The 16,897-nt window shown below is 63.5% G+C and carries 17 protein-coding genes and 1 pseudogene; 12 read left to right on the plus strand and 6 right to left on the minus strand.

Features of this window, described 5'->3' with window-relative positions:
* Positions 1-9 precede the first annotated feature (9 nt).
* From N181_RS17950 to N181_RS17970, 5 genes are all read right to left on the minus strand, one after another.
* A complete protein-coding gene (locus N181_RS17950) occupies positions 10-900 on the minus strand; it encodes a hypothetical protein (RefSeq protein WP_037436001.1) in 891 nt (296 codons plus the stop codon).
* A 97-nt stretch (positions 901-997) separates the two neighbouring features.
* Positions 998-1,198, minus strand: coding sequence for a DUF2905 domain-containing protein (locus tag N181_RS17955; protein WP_037432972.1), 201 nt, complete (start codon positions 1,196-1,198; stop codon positions 998-1,000).
* A gap of 199 nt (positions 1,199-1,397) precedes the next feature.
* On the minus strand, positions 1,398-2,120 hold the full coding sequence (locus tag N181_RS17960) for a substrate-binding periplasmic protein (RefSeq protein ID WP_037432968.1): 723 nt from the start codon (positions 2,118-2,120) through the stop codon (positions 1,398-1,400).
* A 2-nt stretch (positions 2,121-2,122) separates the two neighbouring features.
* Complete coding sequence (locus N181_RS17965) at positions 2,123-4,501, minus strand: putative bifunctional diguanylate cyclase/phosphodiesterase (protein WP_060563639.1); 2,379 nt, start codon at positions 4,499-4,501, stop codon at positions 2,123-2,125.
* 372 nt (positions 4,502-4,873) lie between these two features.
* Positions 4,874-5,788: a LysR substrate-binding domain-containing protein gene (locus tag N181_RS17970; RefSeq protein WP_037432982.1), complete on the minus strand. Its 915-nt coding sequence runs from the start codon at positions 5,786-5,788 to the stop codon at positions 4,874-4,876.
* 109 nt (positions 5,789-5,897) lie between these two features.
* On the opposite strand from N181_RS17970, the gene N181_RS17975 reads away from it, so the two are divergent.
* The 7 genes from N181_RS17975 (at position 5,898) to N181_RS18000 (ending at position 12,183) form a co-directional block, all read left to right on the plus strand.
* On the plus strand, positions 5,898-6,602 hold the full coding sequence (locus tag N181_RS17975; RefSeq protein ID WP_037432984.1) for an SDR family oxidoreductase: 705 nt from the start codon (positions 5,898-5,900) through the stop codon (positions 6,600-6,602).
* A 364-nt stretch (positions 6,603-6,966) separates the two neighbouring features.
* The gene (locus tag N181_RS17980) at positions 6,967-7,680 is read left to right on the plus strand and encodes a DUF1236 domain-containing protein (RefSeq protein ID WP_037432986.1); all 714 of its coding nucleotides are present in this window, start codon (positions 6,967-6,969) and stop codon (positions 7,678-7,680) included.
* Between the two features lie 74 nt (positions 7,681-7,754).
* On the plus strand, positions 7,755-8,174 hold the full coding sequence (locus N181_RS17985; protein ID WP_245376639.1) for a hypothetical protein: 420 nt from the start codon (positions 7,755-7,757) through the stop codon (positions 8,172-8,174).
* Entirely contained in the window at positions 8,063-8,356 is a 294-nt protein-coding gene (locus N181_RS35215) for a BON domain-containing protein (RefSeq protein WP_086021522.1), read from the plus strand. Before N181_RS17985 ends, N181_RS35215 begins: the two co-directional genes overlap by 112 nt.
* A 104-nt stretch (positions 8,357-8,460) precedes the next feature.
* Positions 8,461-9,957: a sugar ABC transporter ATP-binding protein gene (locus N181_RS17990; RefSeq protein WP_037432988.1), complete on the plus strand. Its 1,497-nt coding sequence runs from the start codon at positions 8,461-8,463 to the stop codon at positions 9,955-9,957.
* Between the two features lie 17 nt (positions 9,958-9,974).
* Positions 9,975-11,036 (plus strand): ABC transporter permease, encoded by a 1,062-nt coding sequence (locus N181_RS17995; protein ID WP_037432990.1) that lies wholly within the window; start codon positions 9,975-9,977, stop codon positions 11,034-11,036.
* Between the two features lie 46 nt (positions 11,037-11,082).
* Positions 11,083-12,183 (plus strand): ABC transporter substrate-binding protein, encoded by a 1,101-nt coding sequence (locus N181_RS18000; protein ID WP_037432992.1) that lies wholly within the window; start codon positions 11,083-11,085, stop codon positions 12,181-12,183.
* Positions 12,184-12,230: 47 nt separating this feature from the next.
* Here N181_RS18000 and N181_RS18005 read toward each other — a convergent pair whose 3' ends face one another.
* On the minus strand, positions 12,231-13,250 hold the full coding sequence (locus N181_RS18005; protein WP_037432994.1) for a LacI family DNA-binding transcriptional regulator: 1,020 nt from the start codon (positions 13,248-13,250) through the stop codon (positions 12,231-12,233).
* Between the two features lie 264 nt (positions 13,251-13,514).
* Here N181_RS18005 and N181_RS18010 point away from each other — a divergent pair, with 264 nt between their 5' ends.
* From N181_RS18010 to N181_RS34830, 5 genes and pseudogenes are all read left to right on the plus strand, one after another.
* A complete protein-coding gene (locus tag N181_RS18010) occupies positions 13,515-14,318 on the plus strand; it encodes a transporter substrate-binding domain-containing protein (RefSeq protein ID WP_037432996.1) in 804 nt (267 codons plus the stop codon).
* A gap of 66 nt (positions 14,319-14,384) precedes the next feature.
* Positions 14,385-15,089, plus strand: coding sequence for an amino acid ABC transporter permease (locus N181_RS18015; protein WP_037432998.1), 705 nt, complete (start codon positions 14,385-14,387; stop codon positions 15,087-15,089).
* Positions 15,086-15,745: an amino acid ABC transporter permease gene (locus N181_RS18020; RefSeq protein WP_037433001.1), complete on the plus strand. Its 660-nt coding sequence runs from the start codon at positions 15,086-15,088 to the stop codon at positions 15,743-15,745. Before N181_RS18015 ends, N181_RS18020 begins: the two co-directional genes overlap by 4 nt.
* Positions 15,726-16,457 (plus strand): amino acid ABC transporter ATP-binding protein, encoded by a 732-nt coding sequence (locus N181_RS18025; protein ID WP_037433003.1) that lies wholly within the window; start codon positions 15,726-15,728, stop codon positions 16,455-16,457. The genes N181_RS18020 and N181_RS18025 overlap by 20 nt, the downstream gene beginning before the upstream one ends.
* A gap of 308 nt (positions 16,458-16,765) precedes the next feature.
* Positions 16,766-16,897: pseudogene (locus N181_RS34830) on the plus strand (nucleotidyltransferase); the annotation flags it as partial.

The raw sequence follows: 16,897 nt of genomic DNA on the forward strand, positions 1-16,897 counted from the left end.
CGCCTTGGATTACGAGATGTCCGACAACCCATCGAGGCGGCGCGTCCCGTACCAGCCGCCAACCCAGGCGGCAGCGGCACCCAGCAGCAGCGAGAAGAAACCGAGAAACGCGCCGCTGGAGACGACGGTCGCGGCAGTATGCGTTGCATCGGCGGCCTTCCGCCGTGCATCAACCACGGCCGTGCGGTAGGTCTGCTCGTAGTCCTCGACGCGGGCGCGCGCCTGATCCCGGGGGATGTTCTGGGCCTGCGCCAAGGCATCGGCAGCACGGGTACGCGCGTCTTCAGCCTCCGCCACGTTGCCGGTGACCAGGGCGCGGATCGACGCGACGGCTGCATCCCGCCTCGCCGCAGGGTCATTGCCGCCGATGGTCGCGCGGATCTGGTGTTCGATATTCGCTAGCGGGTCGTCTGCCGTCGCTAGCGGCGGGGCTGCCGTCGTCGCTGCAGTCGGGGCAGTGTCCCCTGCGCTGCCTACGACGGAGGAGAGGCCGCTCAACGCCCCGCCCAGCAGCGCCCCGGCCGAGGTGGTCAGCAGATAAACGACGATCAGCGTGGTAACGGCCCAGGACGTCAGCCCATGACAGGCGCCCGTCGTCGTGCCCCTGCCGCCCGAAAGCCGGCTGGCCAAGTATCCGCCGGCAAAGGACGAGACGATGCCCGAAACTGCGAACCAGATGCCGCTCGCAATCGAGAAGGTGCCAGGCCCCGGTGTGTCACCGCTGCCGGGATCGAACGCTGCCGCGCCGATGCCGACGCCGAGCAGATTGAGTAGAAATTGGAGCGCCAGTGCCAAGGCAACGCCGGCCAACACCGCTGCCCAGGAGAGATTGCCGGACGAAATCGCTACTAGAGGCTCGGAAGGGGGTGTAACAGGACTCGTATGGCCCGGGTCGCTCATCGAAAGCTCCCTTGGGATTCAGGATCTTAACTTCCATCAGATAACCGGGCCAAGTGGGATTCGTTCCCTTTTTGCCACGGCGGATCGTGCCACCGCACTACCGATTGACGAGCCACAGGACCACGGTCAGCAGGACGCTGAGGACGACGCCGCTGGTGATCGGGATGTAGATGGTGAAACTCTCGCGCACGATCATGATATCGCCCGGCAGCCTGCCGAAGCCGATGCGCGCCAGCCAGGGCCAGAAAACCCCGACTGCGACGATGATGAGGCCGATGATGATCAGAATGCGCGACATCTGTGCCTGCCGGCCCCGCGAAAGCATCGACTCTACTGCATGTTTCCTTAAAGTCGGCGACGATTTAGGGAAACATGCAGTGTTTCAAAGTGCTACAGCGTCCTTGGCGCGTCTGATAAGACGCGCGGCGCTGTAGGGGGATCATATAGGGCCTCGTCGCCGGCGGCCCAGGCTCAGGGTTGTGGACTGCGATAGCCGCTCACTGCTGCCCGTCGGTCGCGAGGCCGTATTTCTCGAAGAGACGCGCCTGCGTTCCATCGGCGATGACCTTGTCGAGGCCCTTCTGCATGCGGCCGATCAGTTCGTCCGGAACGGAGGGGTTGCAGGCGATCGAGTAGATGTCTTCGGCAAGCACCACCGTCGACTCGATGGGTGCTCCCTCGCGTTTCAGCTTGTCGAAATATTTCTCCGAGATCGGCATCAGGTCGATGCGACCGGTAAAAAGCTTCTTGAGCGTCAGTTCCAGGTCGGTGGCGAGATCGATCCGCGGAAAGCCGTTTTCCTCGAGGATGGTCTGGGTGAAGTCGTCCCGCTGCGTGCCGACCTTGAAGACTTTCGCCTCGTCGAGGGTCTTCGGATTGGCGGGCGAGCCGACCTTGCGGATCAGCACCGTGCGGCTCTTCAAGAGAGGCTCCACCCATTTGAAGCGGGCATGGCGCTCCTTGTTGTGGACGGTGGTGAAGACGCAGTGCATCTCGTGGTTCTCGGCCAGGAACAGCGCCCGGGCCCAGGGCATCATCTCCATCGTGTATTGGAGACCCGCATCCTGCATGAGAAGCCTGACCTGTTCGACGGAAGCGCCCTTGTAGACCTCGCCCTCGCGAAAGTTGAAGGGCGGATAGGATTCGGTCACCAATTTCACGTCCGCCGATTGGGCGGCCAGCGGAAAGAGAAGTGTGATCAGGAAGAAGAGGTGTTTCATCGTCAGGTCCTTGGCACCGCCAGCAACGGCCGATGCTCGCGTTCTAGTCCGGATAAAATGTCGCCGACGGGCTGGGGTCGCCCGAGGAAATAACCTTGCCCGCAGCCGATCTTGAGGGAGAGGAGCGCGCGCAACTGCGCGTCGGTCTCGATCCCCTCGGCGACGACCTGGCAATTCATTTCCTTCGCCACCATGTGGATGCCGGCGATGAGTTTGCGGCCCCGTCGGCGGACCGTTTCGCTCTCGTCGGTCAGCGACCGGGTGAAGGCCTGGTCGATCTTGATGATGTTGACCGGGAAATGGACGAGGTAGCTGAGCGACGAATAGCCCGTGCCGAAATCGTCGAGGGCAATTTTCATCCCGGCGCCGTTCAGCGCGCTCAGCACGTCGCGAATGTCGGGGCTGTGGTGCATCAGCACCGCCTCGGTGATTTCGATGACGATGCGGGTTGGGGTTATCCCCCATTTCATCAAGGTGGCAAAGGTGCTGGCCGGCAGTTTCGGACAAAATTGCAGCGGCGAGAAGTTGACGGCCAGATAGGCGTTTTCGAGGCCCGGCACGGATGAGAGGCGGGCAAGATGGGCCACCGCCTTTTCGAAAATGCGCTCGCCGATCCTGAGGATCGCACCGGTTTCTTCGGCGACCCGAATGATATCGGCCGGCGGCAGGACGCCGTGCTCGGGATGATTGAGGCGCATCAGCGCCTCGAAGCCGGCGACCTGGCCGCCTTTGAGATCGACGATCGGCTGGAGATGGACGTCGAACCAGTCCTGCCGCAGCCCTTCTTCGATATAGGTTTCGATCTTCAGCTTTTCCTGAGCCAGGCTTGCGATCAGCGGGTCGAAGAGCTTCGCGCCGTTCTTGCCGTTGTGCTTGCGCGCATACATTGCCATGTCCGACTTCTGCAGCAGTTCGGCGGCGGTTCTTGCCTGGGCGGGATAGAGCGCGATGCCGATGCTGGCGCTCAGCGACAACGCGTTGCCGTCGACGATGACCGGCTCTGCGCAGGCGGCGGCGATGCGCTCGGAAATCTGCAGCGCGGCGTTCCGCGCCTTGGCTGCGGGAATGAGCACGACGAATTCGTCGCCGCCGAGACGCCCGACCTTGTCCTCGCCGCGCAGCTGCGCGCGGATGCGGCCGGCGATCTGGCGCAGCACTTCGTCGCCGGCGGCGTGGCCGAGATTGTCGTTGATCGGCTTGAAGCGGTCGAGGTCGATGAGCAGGCAGGCGAGTTCTCCGCCGTCCGCGGCCGTCTGCCGGATCGCCGCGTCGAGCGCCATTTCGAAGCCGGGGCGGTTGAGGAGCCCTGTCAGGTGATCGGTGATCGCCTGCACATGGTTGCGCTCTTCCGCGGTCTTCAATTCTGTGACGTCGGTCATAACGGCCAGCGACAGGGTTTCCCCGGCTTCCAGCGCCTGCACCTCCTTGATCAGAACGTCGATCAGGCGCCCGTCGGCGCATCTGAACTTGACGGTGACGGTGGCGGCTTCCACGTCATCGGTGGCCTGCCGCTTGCGGTTTTCGTAGGCGGCGCGCGTCGCCGGGTCGAGAAAGTCGGCCAAGGGGCGGCCGAGAACGGTTTGGCGGTCGTAGCCGGTGGCGAGCAGCCAATAGTCGCTGACCGCCGTCAGACGATCGTCGTCGTCGATGGAGTAGAGCTTCGCCGGTGTGAGGTTGTAGATGCGCGTCGTCTTCTGGTGGGCGCGCTTGAGATCGTTTTCCTCCTGGGCGAGACGCCCCTGCATCTCGTTGAAGTTGGCGGCCAGCATTCCCATTTCGTCAGAGGATACCCAGTCCACCATATGGCGCGACCCGAGCCGGCGCGTCGCCTCGATGGCGTGCGTCAGGCGGAGCAGCGGCCGCGTCACCATCATCCGGTTGCCGAGAATTGCCGCCGCCGTGATGATCACGATCGCAAACAGAAAGATGCCGATATAGACGGCGTCGTCGAACTCGAAATCGGAGAGGAGATCGCGCTGACGCAGTGCGATCTCCAGGCTGCCGACCGTTTTGGTCCCATCGACCGAGCGATAATGGACGGGGGTGGAGAGGACCTGTCCGGGCGGGTCCTTGTCGCGAGAGCGCTCCGGCAGCCTGACATCGAGCCCGCCGGCGACCTCGTAGACACGGACGGAAACCACCGAACGGTCCGCGAGGATCGTGCTGGCGATCTGCCGGACGCTCTCCTCGTCGAAATCCCAAAGCGGCTTGCCAAGCGCCAGCGAATTCGCCTTGAGCAGGACCTGGCCGTGATCGATGACGTCGCGATAGGCACGCTCGTTCGAGAGATAGAAGAAAAGCACGAAGAGCGGCGCGATCAGCAGCAGGAGAGCGCTGGAAACGATCAATATGAAGCGGCTCTCGACCGAATGCGTATTCATCTAAATGCCCAGGACCACACCGCACCGACAGGCCGACGCGAGGGTTCACCTGCGGCCCCACCATTCTTCGGTCCGATCTCGGCCCTGCGGCAGGCGCCGAAGCGATCTGTCGCCAATGCGTCAGCAATGCGCGCAAGATCAAACCAGGGCCTATGTTTCATTGAAAACATTAGGCTTCGGTAAATAATGCGCCCCCGTTGATAGCCCGATCGCGCTGGAATATCCAAATTGCGCAAATGTCGCGAGTGCCACCCCGGAAATGACCCAGTCCGACTTCCTGACGGCTACAGCGCCGCGCCTCTTATCAGGCGCACAAAGGTCGCTGTAGCACTTTGGCTTGCTGCATGTCTTTGTCCTTAAATCGATGTCGATTTAGGGAGACATGCAGTAGCGGCTGCCATGACTTTGCGCGAGGAGCCAGTCCCGCATCGATCTGACATGCTCGGCCTTGCGCGGGCTGCGCGGATGGACGATGTAGAAGCCGAGCTCGTCGGTCACGGCAAAGTCGAGGGGACGGCAAAGGCGCCCGGCGGCGAGGTCGGCCGCGACGAGCGCCTCGGTGGCGAGCGCGATGCCCTGGCCGGCAATCGCCGCGTCGATTGCCAGGGAGCTGTGCGAAAAGCGGAGCGACTTCAGGGACCTGACGTCCGCCGCAATGCCGGCGCGCTCCAGGAACACCGGCCACATGCCGTGCGCGTCGTGCAGCAGCACGTGGCGCGGCAGATCCTCGGCGGTCCGGATCGGACCGGCGGCGGCGATGGCGGGGCTGCAGACCGCGATGAAACGCATCGGGAACAGCAGATCGCCGGTGAGCCCGGACCCGAAGGGCGGTTTCGTCTGGCGGACGGCGAGATCGACCCCGTCGCCTTGGAAATTCGCAAGCCCGTTGGTGGCAAGCACCTGCACCTCCGTCTCGGCGTTCGAATCGGAGAATTTGCCGAGGCGGGAGATCAGCCATTTCGCGGCAAAGGACGGCGTCACGCTGATCGTCACGACTGTCTTTGCCGGTTTCAGCTCCGCAGTGGCGTCCGAGATCAGCGACAGGGCACTCTGGAGCGGCTTCAGATAGCGCCGACCCGCCTCGGTCAGTTCGAGACCCCGCGAGCGGCGGTCGAAGAGCCTGGTGTTCAGATGTTCCTCCAGCGCCCGCACCTGCTGGGCGACGGCCCCTTGCGTGACGCCCAGCTCCTCTGATGCGATGCGGAAGTTCAGGTGCCGCGCCGAGCTCTCGAACATCCTGAGTGCGTTCAGTGGGGGAAATGTGTAGGGACCTTGTCCGCCAGCCATCCAGTAGTTTTCCTACAGGCACGAGAGTGTATTTCTGCTTAGACCCGGACAGCGCGGCATGTCAAACTCGACCGGAAATCAGAACGGAATCCCGAGAAAGGTTGAGGACATGGCAAAGGAAAGAGTAGCGATCGTCACCGCCGGCGGCAGCGGCATGGGCGCTGCGGCGGCGCGCCGGCTCGCTGCGGACGGCTACAGGCTTGCGGTGCTCTCCTCTTCCGGCAAGGGTGAGGCGCTGGCCAAGGAACTCGGCGGCGTCGGCGTTACCGGCTCGAACCAGTCGAACGAGGACCTGAAGAAGCTCGTCGACCTCGCCGTTTCCACCTGGGGGCGGATCGACGTGCTCGTCAACAGCGCCGGTCATGGACCGCGCGCGCCGATCATTGAGGTCAGCGACGACGATTGGCATAGGGGTCTCGACACCTATCTGATGAACGTCATCCGCGCCGTACGGCTGGTTACGCCGATCATGCAGAGCCAGGGCTCGGGCGCGATCATCAACATTTCGACCGCCTGGGCCTTCGAACCCTCGGAGATGTTCCCGACCTCCGCGGTGTTCCGCGCCGGGCTCGCCGCCTACACCAAGATCTATGCGGACGGCTACGCGAAGGACAATATCCGCATGAACAACGTCCTGCCGGGCTGGATCGACAGCCTGCCGGCCACCGAAACCCGCCGCGACAGCGTGCCGATGAAGCGTTACGGAACAAGCGAGGAGATCGCCGCCACTGTCGCCTTCCTCGCCTCGGAGGGCGCCGGCTACATCACCGGCCAGAACATCCGGGTGGACGGCGGGCTGACCCGCTCGGTGTAGGACCAATCATCTTCGCGCAAGGCCCGCGCACGAGTCGGCGCGGGCTTTGCCAGCGGCCAGCCTCCGAGCAAAGTGCGCACACGAACAGTCCCGCATGCCGTCGTTTCAATGCCGAAGCGATCGCCTCAGCCTGGCGTCCCAACTCGGTCTGAGTACGTTCCAACCGGTCGAAACTGACTCTTCGATGCGGTTCGCCGCCTCCACAATGAATGGCTAAAATAAGTACGAACAGCGGAGCAACGGTTCGGGAACGAATGCTCTGCCCTACTCACTACGGATTACGGCAGGTGCGGAACCTCTAGGGAACAAACGTTTTGCATCGTGGTTGGCGACCGGAAGGGACTGTTAGGTTGGAGAACAGTCGATGAAAGGTATTCTTATCAAGAGTGCCCTTGCCTTGAGCCTGGGCGTCGCCTATGGGCCGGCGCTCGCGCAGACGGAGCAACCAGCGCAAGGTCAGTCCACAGAATGCCCGGCGGGCACGGAATGTCCGCAAGGCGGCGCCGAACAGGGCCAGCAACCTGAGGCACACGAAGGAGCAACCCAACAGGGTGGTGAGGCAACCGGCCAGGGCCAGCAGGGCCAGTCGGGCGAGCAACAGCCGAAGGCCGAGCAGGGCGGCACCGAACAGCAGCAGCAATCTGACACGCAGGAACAACAGCAAGGCCAGGATAGCTCCGGCCAACAGCAACAGACCGATGGTGATGCTTCCCAGTCCGGGACGGAACAGAAACCTGCCCAGGGCGAGACCGAGCAGCAGTCGGGCGAAGGCGAATCGCAACAGACCCAGGAGGGTCAGGCCTCCGGCTCGTCCACGGATGTCGACGTGACGGTGGAACAGAAGACCGAGATCACTCAGATCATCAAGGAAGAAAAGGTCGAGCCAATCGACGTTGACTTCGACGTTTCTGTTGGCGTTGCCGTCCCCGAAACCGTCAAGGTCAAGCTGAGGCCGGTTCCGGCCCGCATCATCAGGATCGTGCCGAGATACGAGGGATATCTATTCTTCGTCTTGGCGGACGGCCGGATCGTCATCGTCGAGCCTTCGTCGCTGAAGATCGTGATCATCCTGGCGTAGCGATTTGCGCCTGAACCGAGGCTCGCCGGATCGCCCGGCGGGCCGCTTTTCGAACACAAGATGGAGGAGGGTGGATGAAAGACGATTGGCAGGGCAATCACAGGCGGCACTCGACGCGCGCGGAGCCGCGGCGCTACCGTGACTACGGAAGACAGAGTGGACCGTTCCGTGACAGGGGCCGCGACGAGGAGCGGTGGGGTCGCCGCGACGACGAGGAACGCGAAGACGCATGGGTTGCAGACGCGCTGCGACATTCGTCTCGCGGCAGAGGCGATTTTCATGGCGGCGGGAGCCGCTATCTGGCGCGCCGCATCGCGGATCTCGGTTCCTTCGACCCTTACGAGAATGTGCCGCCCTTCCGAAGCCGGTCCGGCCAGGAAGATTGGCGGGCGGTCGGAAGAACCGCGGCGAGGCGGGCCGCTTCCGCGGCAAAGGACCGCGCGGTTACCAACGATCGGACGCGCGGATCGCCGAGGACGTCAACGATCGGCTGACCGAAGACCCGTGGCTGGACGCTTCCGACATCGAGGTCTCGTTAGCAGGAGGGGAGGTTACGCCGGCCGGCTTTGTTGCGAATCGGCGAGACAAGCGGCGCGCGGAGGATTGCGCGGACACCGTTTCCGGCGTTTCCCATGTGCAAAACAATTTAAGGGTGAGGTCGGAAAGTGTGGGGTAGTATCGGCGCGAGCCTGTAAATCCGGGGTTCCGTCGATACCCTCTTGACCATCATGTTATCGATAACATAAGTTTCTCCTCAACCGCCGGCTTTGGGAGGAGCGCATGGATGGTCAAAAGCTCTTGGAGTTCCGCTCCATTACCAAGGAGTTCGGCGGCACGCGGGCCCTGTCGCAAGTCTCGCTCGACCTCGAGGCCGGTGAAATTCTGGCACTTCTCGGCGAGAACGGCGCCGGCAAATCGACGCTGATCAAGACGCTTGCCGGGATCTACCGACCGGACGGTGGCGAGATCCGGTTCCGCGGCGAGCCCTATGTCAACCAGCCGCCGAAGCCCAACAAGCGCCAGCCGGTCGCCTTCATCCACCAGGATCTAGGCCTCATCGAATGGATGACGGTCGCCGAGAATGTCGGCCTGGCGCAAGGCTTTTCGATGCGGAAGCGGCTGATCGACTGGCGGCGCACCGAGGAGCGGGCGCGCGAGGCGCTGCGCCTCGTCGGCTGCGATTTCGATCCCTCGACCCGCGTCCAGGCGCTGACCCGCACCGAAAAATCGCTGGTGGCGATCGCTCGAGCCCTTGCCGTCGAGGCGGATGTGCTGGTGCTCGACGAGCCGACGGCAAGCCTTCCGGCAGATGAGGTGGAGCGGCTTTTCAACGCCATCCGGCCGCTTAAAGAGCGCGGCGTCGCGATGATCTACGTCTCGCATCGGCTCGACGAGATCTTCCGGATCGCCGACCGCGTCGCGGTGCTGCGCGATGGCCGCCTCGTCGGCCAGAAGCCGGTCGCTGAGACGACCCCGGACGAGCTCATCGAGATGATCGTCGGGCGCATGGCAGATCAGCTTTTCGTCAAGGCGGCGAGCCGGCCCGGCCAAGCGGTCGTCAGCGTCAGGCAACTCGCCTGCCAGGGCGTCGGGCCTGTCTCCTTCGATGTGCTCAAGGGCGAACTCATCGGGCTGGTCGGCCTGCGCGGCGCCGGTCAGGAACTGGTCGGTCGCGCCCTGTTCGGCTGTCAGCCGTTTTCGGGAACAGTGACGATCGGTGGCGAGCCCCCCGACCTCTCAAGCCCGGTGGCGGCGATGCGCTCCGGCGTCGGCCTGATCGCCCGCGACCGAACGGAAGAATCGGTCGCCATGTCACTGTCGCTGCGCGAGAACACCTTCCTCAATCCGCAAGCCTCGGGGCGCGGCCTGTTTTCGGCCCTCGCCCCCTCAAAGGAGGCCGCCCTGGCCGAGGCGATCGGTGAAGGCGTGGGGTTGAGGCCGAACGACCAGAGCCTGCCGATCGAGGCGCTGTCCGGCGGCAACCAGCAGAAGGTGGTGGTCGGCCGTTGGCTCACGACCGGCCGCAAGCTGCTCGTCGCCGAAGATCCGACCGCCGGCGTCGACGTCGGCGCCAAGGCGGACATTTATCGGCTGATCGCCCGGGCGCTCGAGGCGGGGCTCGCCGTCGTCGTCGTCTCGACCGATTTCGAGGAAATCGCCCATATCTGCCATCGCGCCCTGGTCTTTTCGCGCGGACGCATCGTCCGGGAGCTCAAGGGTGAAGAACTGACGACCTCGGCGGTGATTGCCGCCGCCTCGGCCTCCGAAGCCGCCTGAGTTTCCGGGAGAAGAATATGCAGTCGATCGAATCCACCGCGCTTGAACCGACCCGCGGCGAGCTTGCCGGCCTGAGCCTGGCGCAGAAGCTCATCCGTTTCCTGCCGGTCTATGGCCTCGTCGTCCTGACGCTGTTGCTGATCGTGCTGTTCTCGTTGCTCCTGCCGCAGACCTTCCCGACGGTCCTCAATGTCCGCTCGATCATCTCCGACAAGGCGATCATCGCCATCCTGTCGCTGGCGGCGATGATCCCGATGGCCTCGGGGCGCATCGACCTGACGGTCGGCTACGGAATCGTGCTCTGGCACATCCTGGCGATCAGCCTGCAGACGATGTTCGGCGTGCCCTGGCCGCTCGCCGTGCTGATCGTCCTGCTCCTGGGTGCGCTCACCGGCTTCCTGAACGGCCTGCTGGTCGAAGTGGCGCGGATCGACTCCTTCATCGCCACGCTCGGCACCGGCACCATCCTCTATGCGCTGGCGCTCTGGCACACCGGTGGCCGGCAAGTGGTCGGCGTCCTGCCGGAAGGCTTCTATGCCTTGAACGGCACGATGGTGCTTGGCCTGCCGATCACCGGCTTCTACGTCCTTGTCCTGGCGCTGGTGCTGTGGCTGGTTCTCGAATACCTGCCGATCGGCCGCTACGTCTACGCAATCGGCGCCAATCCCAAGGCGGCGGCCCTCAACGGCATTCCCGTTCGCCGCTTCGTCATCGGCGCCTTCGTCTCCTCGGGCACGCTCGCCGCCCTTGCCGGCGTGCTGCTTGCCTCGAAGCTCAGGATCGGCCAGGCGAGCGTCGGTCTCGAATATCTGCTGCCCGCCCTGGTCGGGGCCTTCCTCGGCTCGACCACCATCAAGCCCGGTCGCGTCAACGTCTGGGGCACGATGATCGGCGTCATCATCCTGGCGGTCGGCATCTCCGGTATCCAGCAAATCGGCGGCTCGTTCTTCGTCGAACCGCTGTTCAACGGCGTCACGCTGCTCGTCGCGATCGGTATCGCCGGCTACGCGCAGCGCAGGAGGGGGACGGTGGCGCGCAAGCCGCCACCGGCTCCGATCGCGGAGGCTGGGACGAAATAATTTAAAAGATCTGCATCGAATAACGAACCCAAGGGAGGAAGGGTATATGAAGCGCAGGACTTTCATGACAGGCACGGTCGCGGCCATCGCGCTGATGGGCGCCAATGCCGCGCTTGCCGATCCGATGGCCGATGCTCAGGCGATCGTCACCAAATATGCGGAGAAGGTGAGCGCCTGGGACGGGCCGACGGCAGGCCCGAAAGCCCAGGAGGGCAAGACCATCGTCGTGCTCGCCGGTGACCTGAAGAACGGCGGCATCCTCGGCGTCACCACCGGCGTCGAAGAGGCTGCAGGCGCAATCGGCTGGGAGGTGAAGGTGATCGACGGCGCCGGCTCGATCGGCGGCCGCACGGCGGCCTTCGGCCAGGCAATGGCGCTGAAGCCGGCCGGCATCATCATCAACGGCTTCGACGCCGTCGAGCAGGCGCCGGCGCTGGAACAGGCCAAGGCGGCCGGCATCCCGCTCGTCGCCTGGCATGCCGGCCCGGTGATCGGCCCGGACGACAAGACCGGGCTCTTCGCCAATGTCAGCACCGATGCGATGGAAGTGTCGAAGGCCGCCGCCAACTGGGCCTTCGTCGATGCCAAGGGCAAGCCGGGCGTAGTGATCTTCACCGACTCGACCTATGCGATCGCCATCGCCAAGGCCGACAAGATGAAGGCGGAGATCGAAGCGCTCGGCGGCAAGGTCCTCGAATATGTCGACACGCCCATTGCCGAGACGTCGCAGCGCATGCCGCAGCTGACCACGTCGCTCTTGCAGAAATACGGCGACCAGTGGACCCATTCGCTGGCGATCAACGACCTCTATTTCGACTTCATGGGACCCTCGCTCGCGGCCGCCGGCAAGGGCGGCACCGACGCGCCGATCAACGTCGCGGCCGGCGACGGCTCGGAATCGGCCTATCAGCGCATCCGTGCCGGCCAGTTCCAGAAGGTGACGGTCGCCGAGCCGCTGAACCTGCAGGGCTGGCAGCTCGTCGACGAGCTGAACCGCGCCTTCTCCGGCGAAAAATGGTCGGGCTACCTGTCGCCGCTGCACGTCGTGACCGCGGACAATGTCGAGTTCGACGGCGGCCCGAAGAACACCTTCGATCCCGACAACGGCTATCGGGATCAGTACAAGAAGCTTTGGGGCAAGATGTGATCTCCCAGAACTGGGGCACCGCGAATGGTGCCCCTTTTTTTGCTCGTCTACGCGGCCACGGTCGTATTGCCCTGCACCAACGCGAGCGGCGCTTGCCAAAATTCAGGCACATCCTCCTCCTCGGTCATCCGTAACAGCGCCTGTGCGGCTTTCTCGCCGATCTCCGTTCGCGGCACGTCGATCGTGGTGAGCCGCGTTCTGACCGCATTGGCGAGCGACGTGCCGTTGAAGCCGACCACGGAGAACCGCTCGGGCACCGGGAGCCCGGCTTCGTGCAGGTAGGAGAGGCCGCCGAGCGCCATCGCGTCGTTGAGAAAATGGATGGCCTCGATCTCGGGATGCGTTCGCACCAACTGCTCCGTTAGAAAGCGTCCGGTAGCGGCCTGCCGTGGCCTGTTTTCGCAAGTCACGCTGAGAAGATCGATGCCATCGCCGGCAAGCGACGACTTCAGCGCCAGATGGCGGCGGCGGGCACAGAGATCCCTGTCGAGCTCGGCTCCCACATAGGCGATGCGCCGCAACCTACGTTCGAGGAAGTGATTTGCAACCAGGCGTCCCGATTCCTCGTGCGAGGGACCGGCGCTGAAATCCAGCGCGCGTCTGTCGCAATCCCAAAGCTGGATCGCCGGGCAGCTTCGTCGCGCCAGCAGCTTTTCCGCATCCGCGCTTCGCGCCATGCCACCGTTCAGCAGGATGCCGGCCGGTCGGAACGAAAGCATGGCGCGGATGAGTTCGGTTTCGGTCTCCGGCTCGAAGTGTGATTCCCCGATGAAGGTCTGAAATCCGCGCGGTCGAAGCGTCGAATTGATGCCGCTCAACACCTCTGAAAACACGATGTCGCTGATCGACGGGATGATCACCGCCACCATCCGGCTCTTGCGTGAACTCAGCGACCCGGCGAGATTGTTCGGCAGATAGCCGAGCTCGTCGGCGGCTTGCTTCACCCTCTGGCGGGTTTCCGCCGAGATGTTGCCGGCGCCGCGCAGCACTTTTGAGACGGTCATGCGGCTCACACCCGCCCTGACGGCCACCTCTTGGAGCGTGATCACTTTTCCGCGCGAACTCACCCGCGTCTCCTTTTCATCAAAATGCCGCTTGCCCGATTGACGTGTCGCTTTGTTATCGATAACATTCCCTAAGTTAACGATAACCTTCGGCGTCTTTCAAGAGAAATAGCCGGTGAATGAGAAGGAAATCGACTTGCATGCGGGTGCTTGGCGGCCGCGGCCGGAACGCGCCGGCACGCCCGGCAGGGGAGGCGGCCCCTTCCTAGGTCCGCGGGGGCCCGGGCGAAGTCCGGGAATGACGATCTACCAAGTGGAGGAGAAACTATGACGATTTCGAAATTCATGCGCACCATGGTCGCCGCCGTTGGCATCGCGGCGGCCGGTCTCGCTTCGGCGGTCGAGGCGCAGGCCGCAACGCTCAACGACATCATCTCGCGCGGCACGGTGCGCATCGGCGTCCTGACCGGCGCGCCGCCGATGGGCATGGTCGACGAGCAGGGCAACCCGACCGGCTACGACGTCGACGTGGCCAATCTGATCGCCGGCTATCTGTCGCTGCCGGTCGAGCTCGTGCCGCTGACGCCGCCGGCCCGCATTCCGGCGCTGCAGACCGGCAAGGTCGATTTTCTCGTCGCCACCCTTGCGCCGACCGGGGAGCGCGCCAAGACGGTGATGTTCACCCAACCCTACAGCGCCTTCAACATGGACATCATCTCCGGTCCCGACCAGAAATTTGCCAAGCTTGCCGATCTCGAAGGCAAGCGCGTCGCCGTCAACCGCGGCTCGTCGCAGGAGACGGCACTGCGCAAGGCGGCGGTTCCTGGCCTGGAAATCGTCGTCTACGAAGACGATTCCACCAGCGCGCAGGCTCTGATCGCCGGTCAGGTCGATGCGGTCGCGCTGCCCTCGACGGTCGGCGAGGCGATCATCAAGCAACGGCCGGATGCCGGCCTGCAGGTCGCCTTCACCTTCTTCCAGCAGGGCAACTCGATGGCGACGCGGATGGAGGACTTCGAGATCCGCCAGTGGCTCAACACTGCCATCTACCTGATGAAGATCTCCGGCGATCTCGACAAGATCGCAACGAAGTGGACCGGCCGGCCGATGCCGACGCTCCCGACGTTCTGATTGCGTTGAACAGGGGCACGCCGGCAATGATTTGCCGGCAGCCCGCGCAACCTCGACGGAGTTCCCATGACCTACACGTTTCAATTCGGCGTGCTGGCCCAATACCAGGACCAGATCCTGAGCGGCATCTGGCTGACGATCAAGATCTCGGTGCTGTCGATCATCCTTGGCTGCGCCGCCGGCATCGCGCTTGCCTCGGCCCGCTCCATCTGGGGCGGCGCGGTCCGCTTTCTTGTCGATGCCTATGTCGAGATCATCCGCAACACGCCCTTCCTGGTTCAGCTGTTCATCGTCTATTTCGGTCTGCCGGGTCTCGGCCTTCGCGTCGGCGCCGATACGGCGGCACTGATCGGCATGACGATCAACCTCGCCGCCTATTCGACCGAGATCATCCGGGCGGGCATCGAGGCGGTCCACAAGTCGCAGATCGAGGCGGGCGAGGCGCTCGGCTTCACCCGCTTCCAGATCTATCGCCATGTCATCCTCGTGCCGGCGATCGCCAAGGTCTATCCGGCGCTTTGCAGCCAGTTCGTGCTGATGATGCTGGCCTCCAGCATCTGCTCGGCGATCTCGACCCAGGAACTCGCCGCCTCGGCCGCCTTCGTCGAATCGCAGACCTACCGGTCGTTCGAGATCTATATCGCCGTTACGCTGATCTATCTGGCGCTGGCACTGGTACTGCGGGCCGCCCTTGCGCTGATCGGTATGTGGCTTTTCGGCCGCCGCGTCGCGCGCCGGACGATGACGGCACTCCCGGAGGTTCAGGCATGACGCTCAAGACCTTCGGCCTCGATCAGTTCGGCTTTCTTCTTTTTTCGTTGCAATGGACGCTCGTTCTGACGGTGATTGCGCTGATCGGCGGCGGCCTGCTGGGCTTTGCCGTGGCGCTCGCCCGCACCGCGCAGCTGAAGCCGGTCCGGATCGCCGCAGCCAGCTACATCCAGATCATCCAGGGCATTCCGGTGCTGATGATCCTGTTCCTCTCCTATTATGGCCTGAGCCTCGCCGGCTTCGAATTGCCGCCGCTCATTGCCGCCGGCGCCTCGATGACGATCTACGCGTCCGGCTATCTTGCGGAGATCTGGCGGGGCTGCATCCAGGCCGTGCCGAAGCAGCAATGGGAGGCGTCGGAATCGCTTGCCATGACGAGGCTGCAGCAATATCGCTACGTGATCCTGCCGCAGGCCATACGCATCTCCCTGCCGCCGACCGTCGGTTTTGCCGTCCAGGTGGTGAAGAACACCTCGATCACCTCGATCATCGGCTTTGTCGAACTGGCCCGGGCCGGGCAACTCATCAACAACGCGACGTTCCAGCCGTTCCGCGTCTTTCTCGCGGTCGCCGCCCTCTACTTCGTCGTCTGTTACCCATTGTCCCAGCTGTCGCGCCTGCTGGAAAGGAGGCTTCATGTCGGAAGTAGTCGTTGAAAACGTCCACAAGAGCTTTGGCGCTCTCGAAGTCCTCAAGGGCGTATCGCTGACGGTCGGACGCGGCGAAGTCTTTGCCCTAATCGGTCGGTCAGGCTCGGGAAAAAGCACCCTGCTGCGCTGCATGAACGGTCTGGAGAAGATCAATTCGGGCCGTATCGAAATCGCCGGCCACGCCCTCGGGGAAGACGCCAAGGCGCTTCGCAAGCTGCGCACCGACGTCGGCATCGTCTTCCAGAGCTACAATCTCTTTCCGCACCTGACGGTCGGCGAGAACATCATGCTGGCGCCGCGGATCGTCAAGGACGTGGCGAAGACGAAGGCCAAAGAGGTTGCCCGCGAAGTGCTGCAGCTCGTCGGCCTGTCGGAGAAATTCGACTCCTATCCGGACCAGCTTTCCGGCGGCCAGCAGCAGCGTGTCGCCATCGCCCGCTCGCTCGCCATGCGGCCGAAGGTCATGCTTTTCGACGAGGTGACCTCGGCGCTCGACCCGGAACTCACCGAAGAAGTGTTGATGGTGATGGAGCAACTTGCCCGCGACGGCATGACCATGATCCTCGTGACGCACGAAATGGGCTTTGCCCGCCGAGTCGCCACCCAGACGATCTTCATGCACAAGGGAAAGATCTGGGAGCAGGGGTCGTCTGCTGCGCTCTTCGCCAATCCGCAGACACCGGAACTGCGTCAGTTCGTGAAATCCGACGTCAAATGAAGGCTGACGCTTCGTTCCAGCACCCCTATTTGACCTGCGAATCGATCGGTCTCATCGAGCTGTAAACCTGATGGCCCCTCCAGTATTTGCATCGTCGCAATTTGGGGATCGCCCCTTTCCAGCGCAGGGGCGAGCGAGCAACGACCGGGAGGCGATGTGAAACCGGACGCCGTAAGCGGCGTTTGGGCTAATTTCTGATGACCATAGATCGGGCGCAGAGGGAATTCTGGCCTTGAGGCGCGGCATAAGCCCAGGTTCAATGAATTCCCGGAGTGGACGGCGAATCGGCTTTGCCCTATCGATTGGGCATGAGATCGAGCCTCGAACATCTGCCGGAGAAGAAGCAGCACGAGCTCACTCGCGTGGTCGAGATTATCCATGAAGAGTTTTCTGACGCGCTCGAGGGAAGCTCGGCCGCCTTCAAGAAGCGCGGGCGAATC

The organism is Sinorhizobium fredii USDA 205, from assembly GCF_001461695.1.
Lineage (GTDB): Bacteria > Pseudomonadota > Alphaproteobacteria > Rhizobiales > Rhizobiaceae > Sinorhizobium > Sinorhizobium fredii.

Coding starts and splice junctions, on each gene's coding strand:
- N181_RS18020 (WP_037433001.1), top strand. CDS start 15,086: ATGACGCTCAAGACCTTCGGCCTCGATCAGTTCGGCTTTCTTCTTTTT.
- N181_RS17995 (WP_037432990.1), top strand. CDS start 9,975: ATGCAGTCGATCGAATCCACCGCGCTTGAACCGACCCGCGGCGAGCTT.
- N181_RS17990 (WP_037432988.1), top strand. CDS start 8,461: ATGGATGGTCAAAAGCTCTTGGAGTTCCGCTCCATTACCAAGGAGTTC.
- N181_RS17975 (WP_037432984.1), top strand. CDS start 5,898: ATGGCAAAGGAAAGAGTAGCGATCGTCACCGCCGGCGGCAGCGGCATG.
- N181_RS17970 (WP_037432982.1), bottom strand. CDS start 5,788: ATGGCTGGCGGACAAGGTCCCTACACATTTCCCCCACTGAACGCACTC.
- N181_RS17965 (WP_060563639.1), bottom strand. CDS start 4,501: ATGAATACGCATTCGGTCGAGAGCCGCTTCATATTGATCGTTTCCAGC.
- N181_RS18015 (WP_037432998.1), top strand. CDS start 14,385: ATGACCTACACGTTTCAATTCGGCGTGCTGGCCCAATACCAGGACCAG.
- N181_RS18000 (WP_037432992.1), top strand. CDS start 11,083: ATGAAGCGCAGGACTTTCATGACAGGCACGGTCGCGGCCATCGCGCTG.
- N181_RS17980 (WP_037432986.1), top strand. CDS start 6,967: ATGAAAGGTATTCTTATCAAGAGTGCCCTTGCCTTGAGCCTGGGCGTC.
- N181_RS18025 (WP_037433003.1), top strand. CDS start 15,726: ATGTCGGAAGTAGTCGTTGAAAACGTCCACAAGAGCTTTGGCGCTCTC.
- N181_RS18010 (WP_037432996.1), top strand. CDS start 13,515: ATGACGATTTCGAAATTCATGCGCACCATGGTCGCCGCCGTTGGCATC.
- N181_RS17960 (WP_037432968.1), bottom strand. CDS start 2,120: ATGAAACACCTCTTCTTCCTGATCACACTTCTCTTTCCGCTGGCCGCC.
- N181_RS17955 (WP_037432972.1), bottom strand. CDS start 1,198: ATGTCGCGCATTCTGATCATCATCGGCCTCATCATCGTCGCAGTCGGG.
- N181_RS17950 (WP_037436001.1), bottom strand. CDS start 900: ATGAGCGACCCGGGCCATACGAGTCCTGTTACACCCCCTTCCGAGCCT.
- N181_RS17985 (WP_245376639.1), top strand. CDS start 7,755: ATGAAAGACGATTGGCAGGGCAATCACAGGCGGCACTCGACGCGCGCG.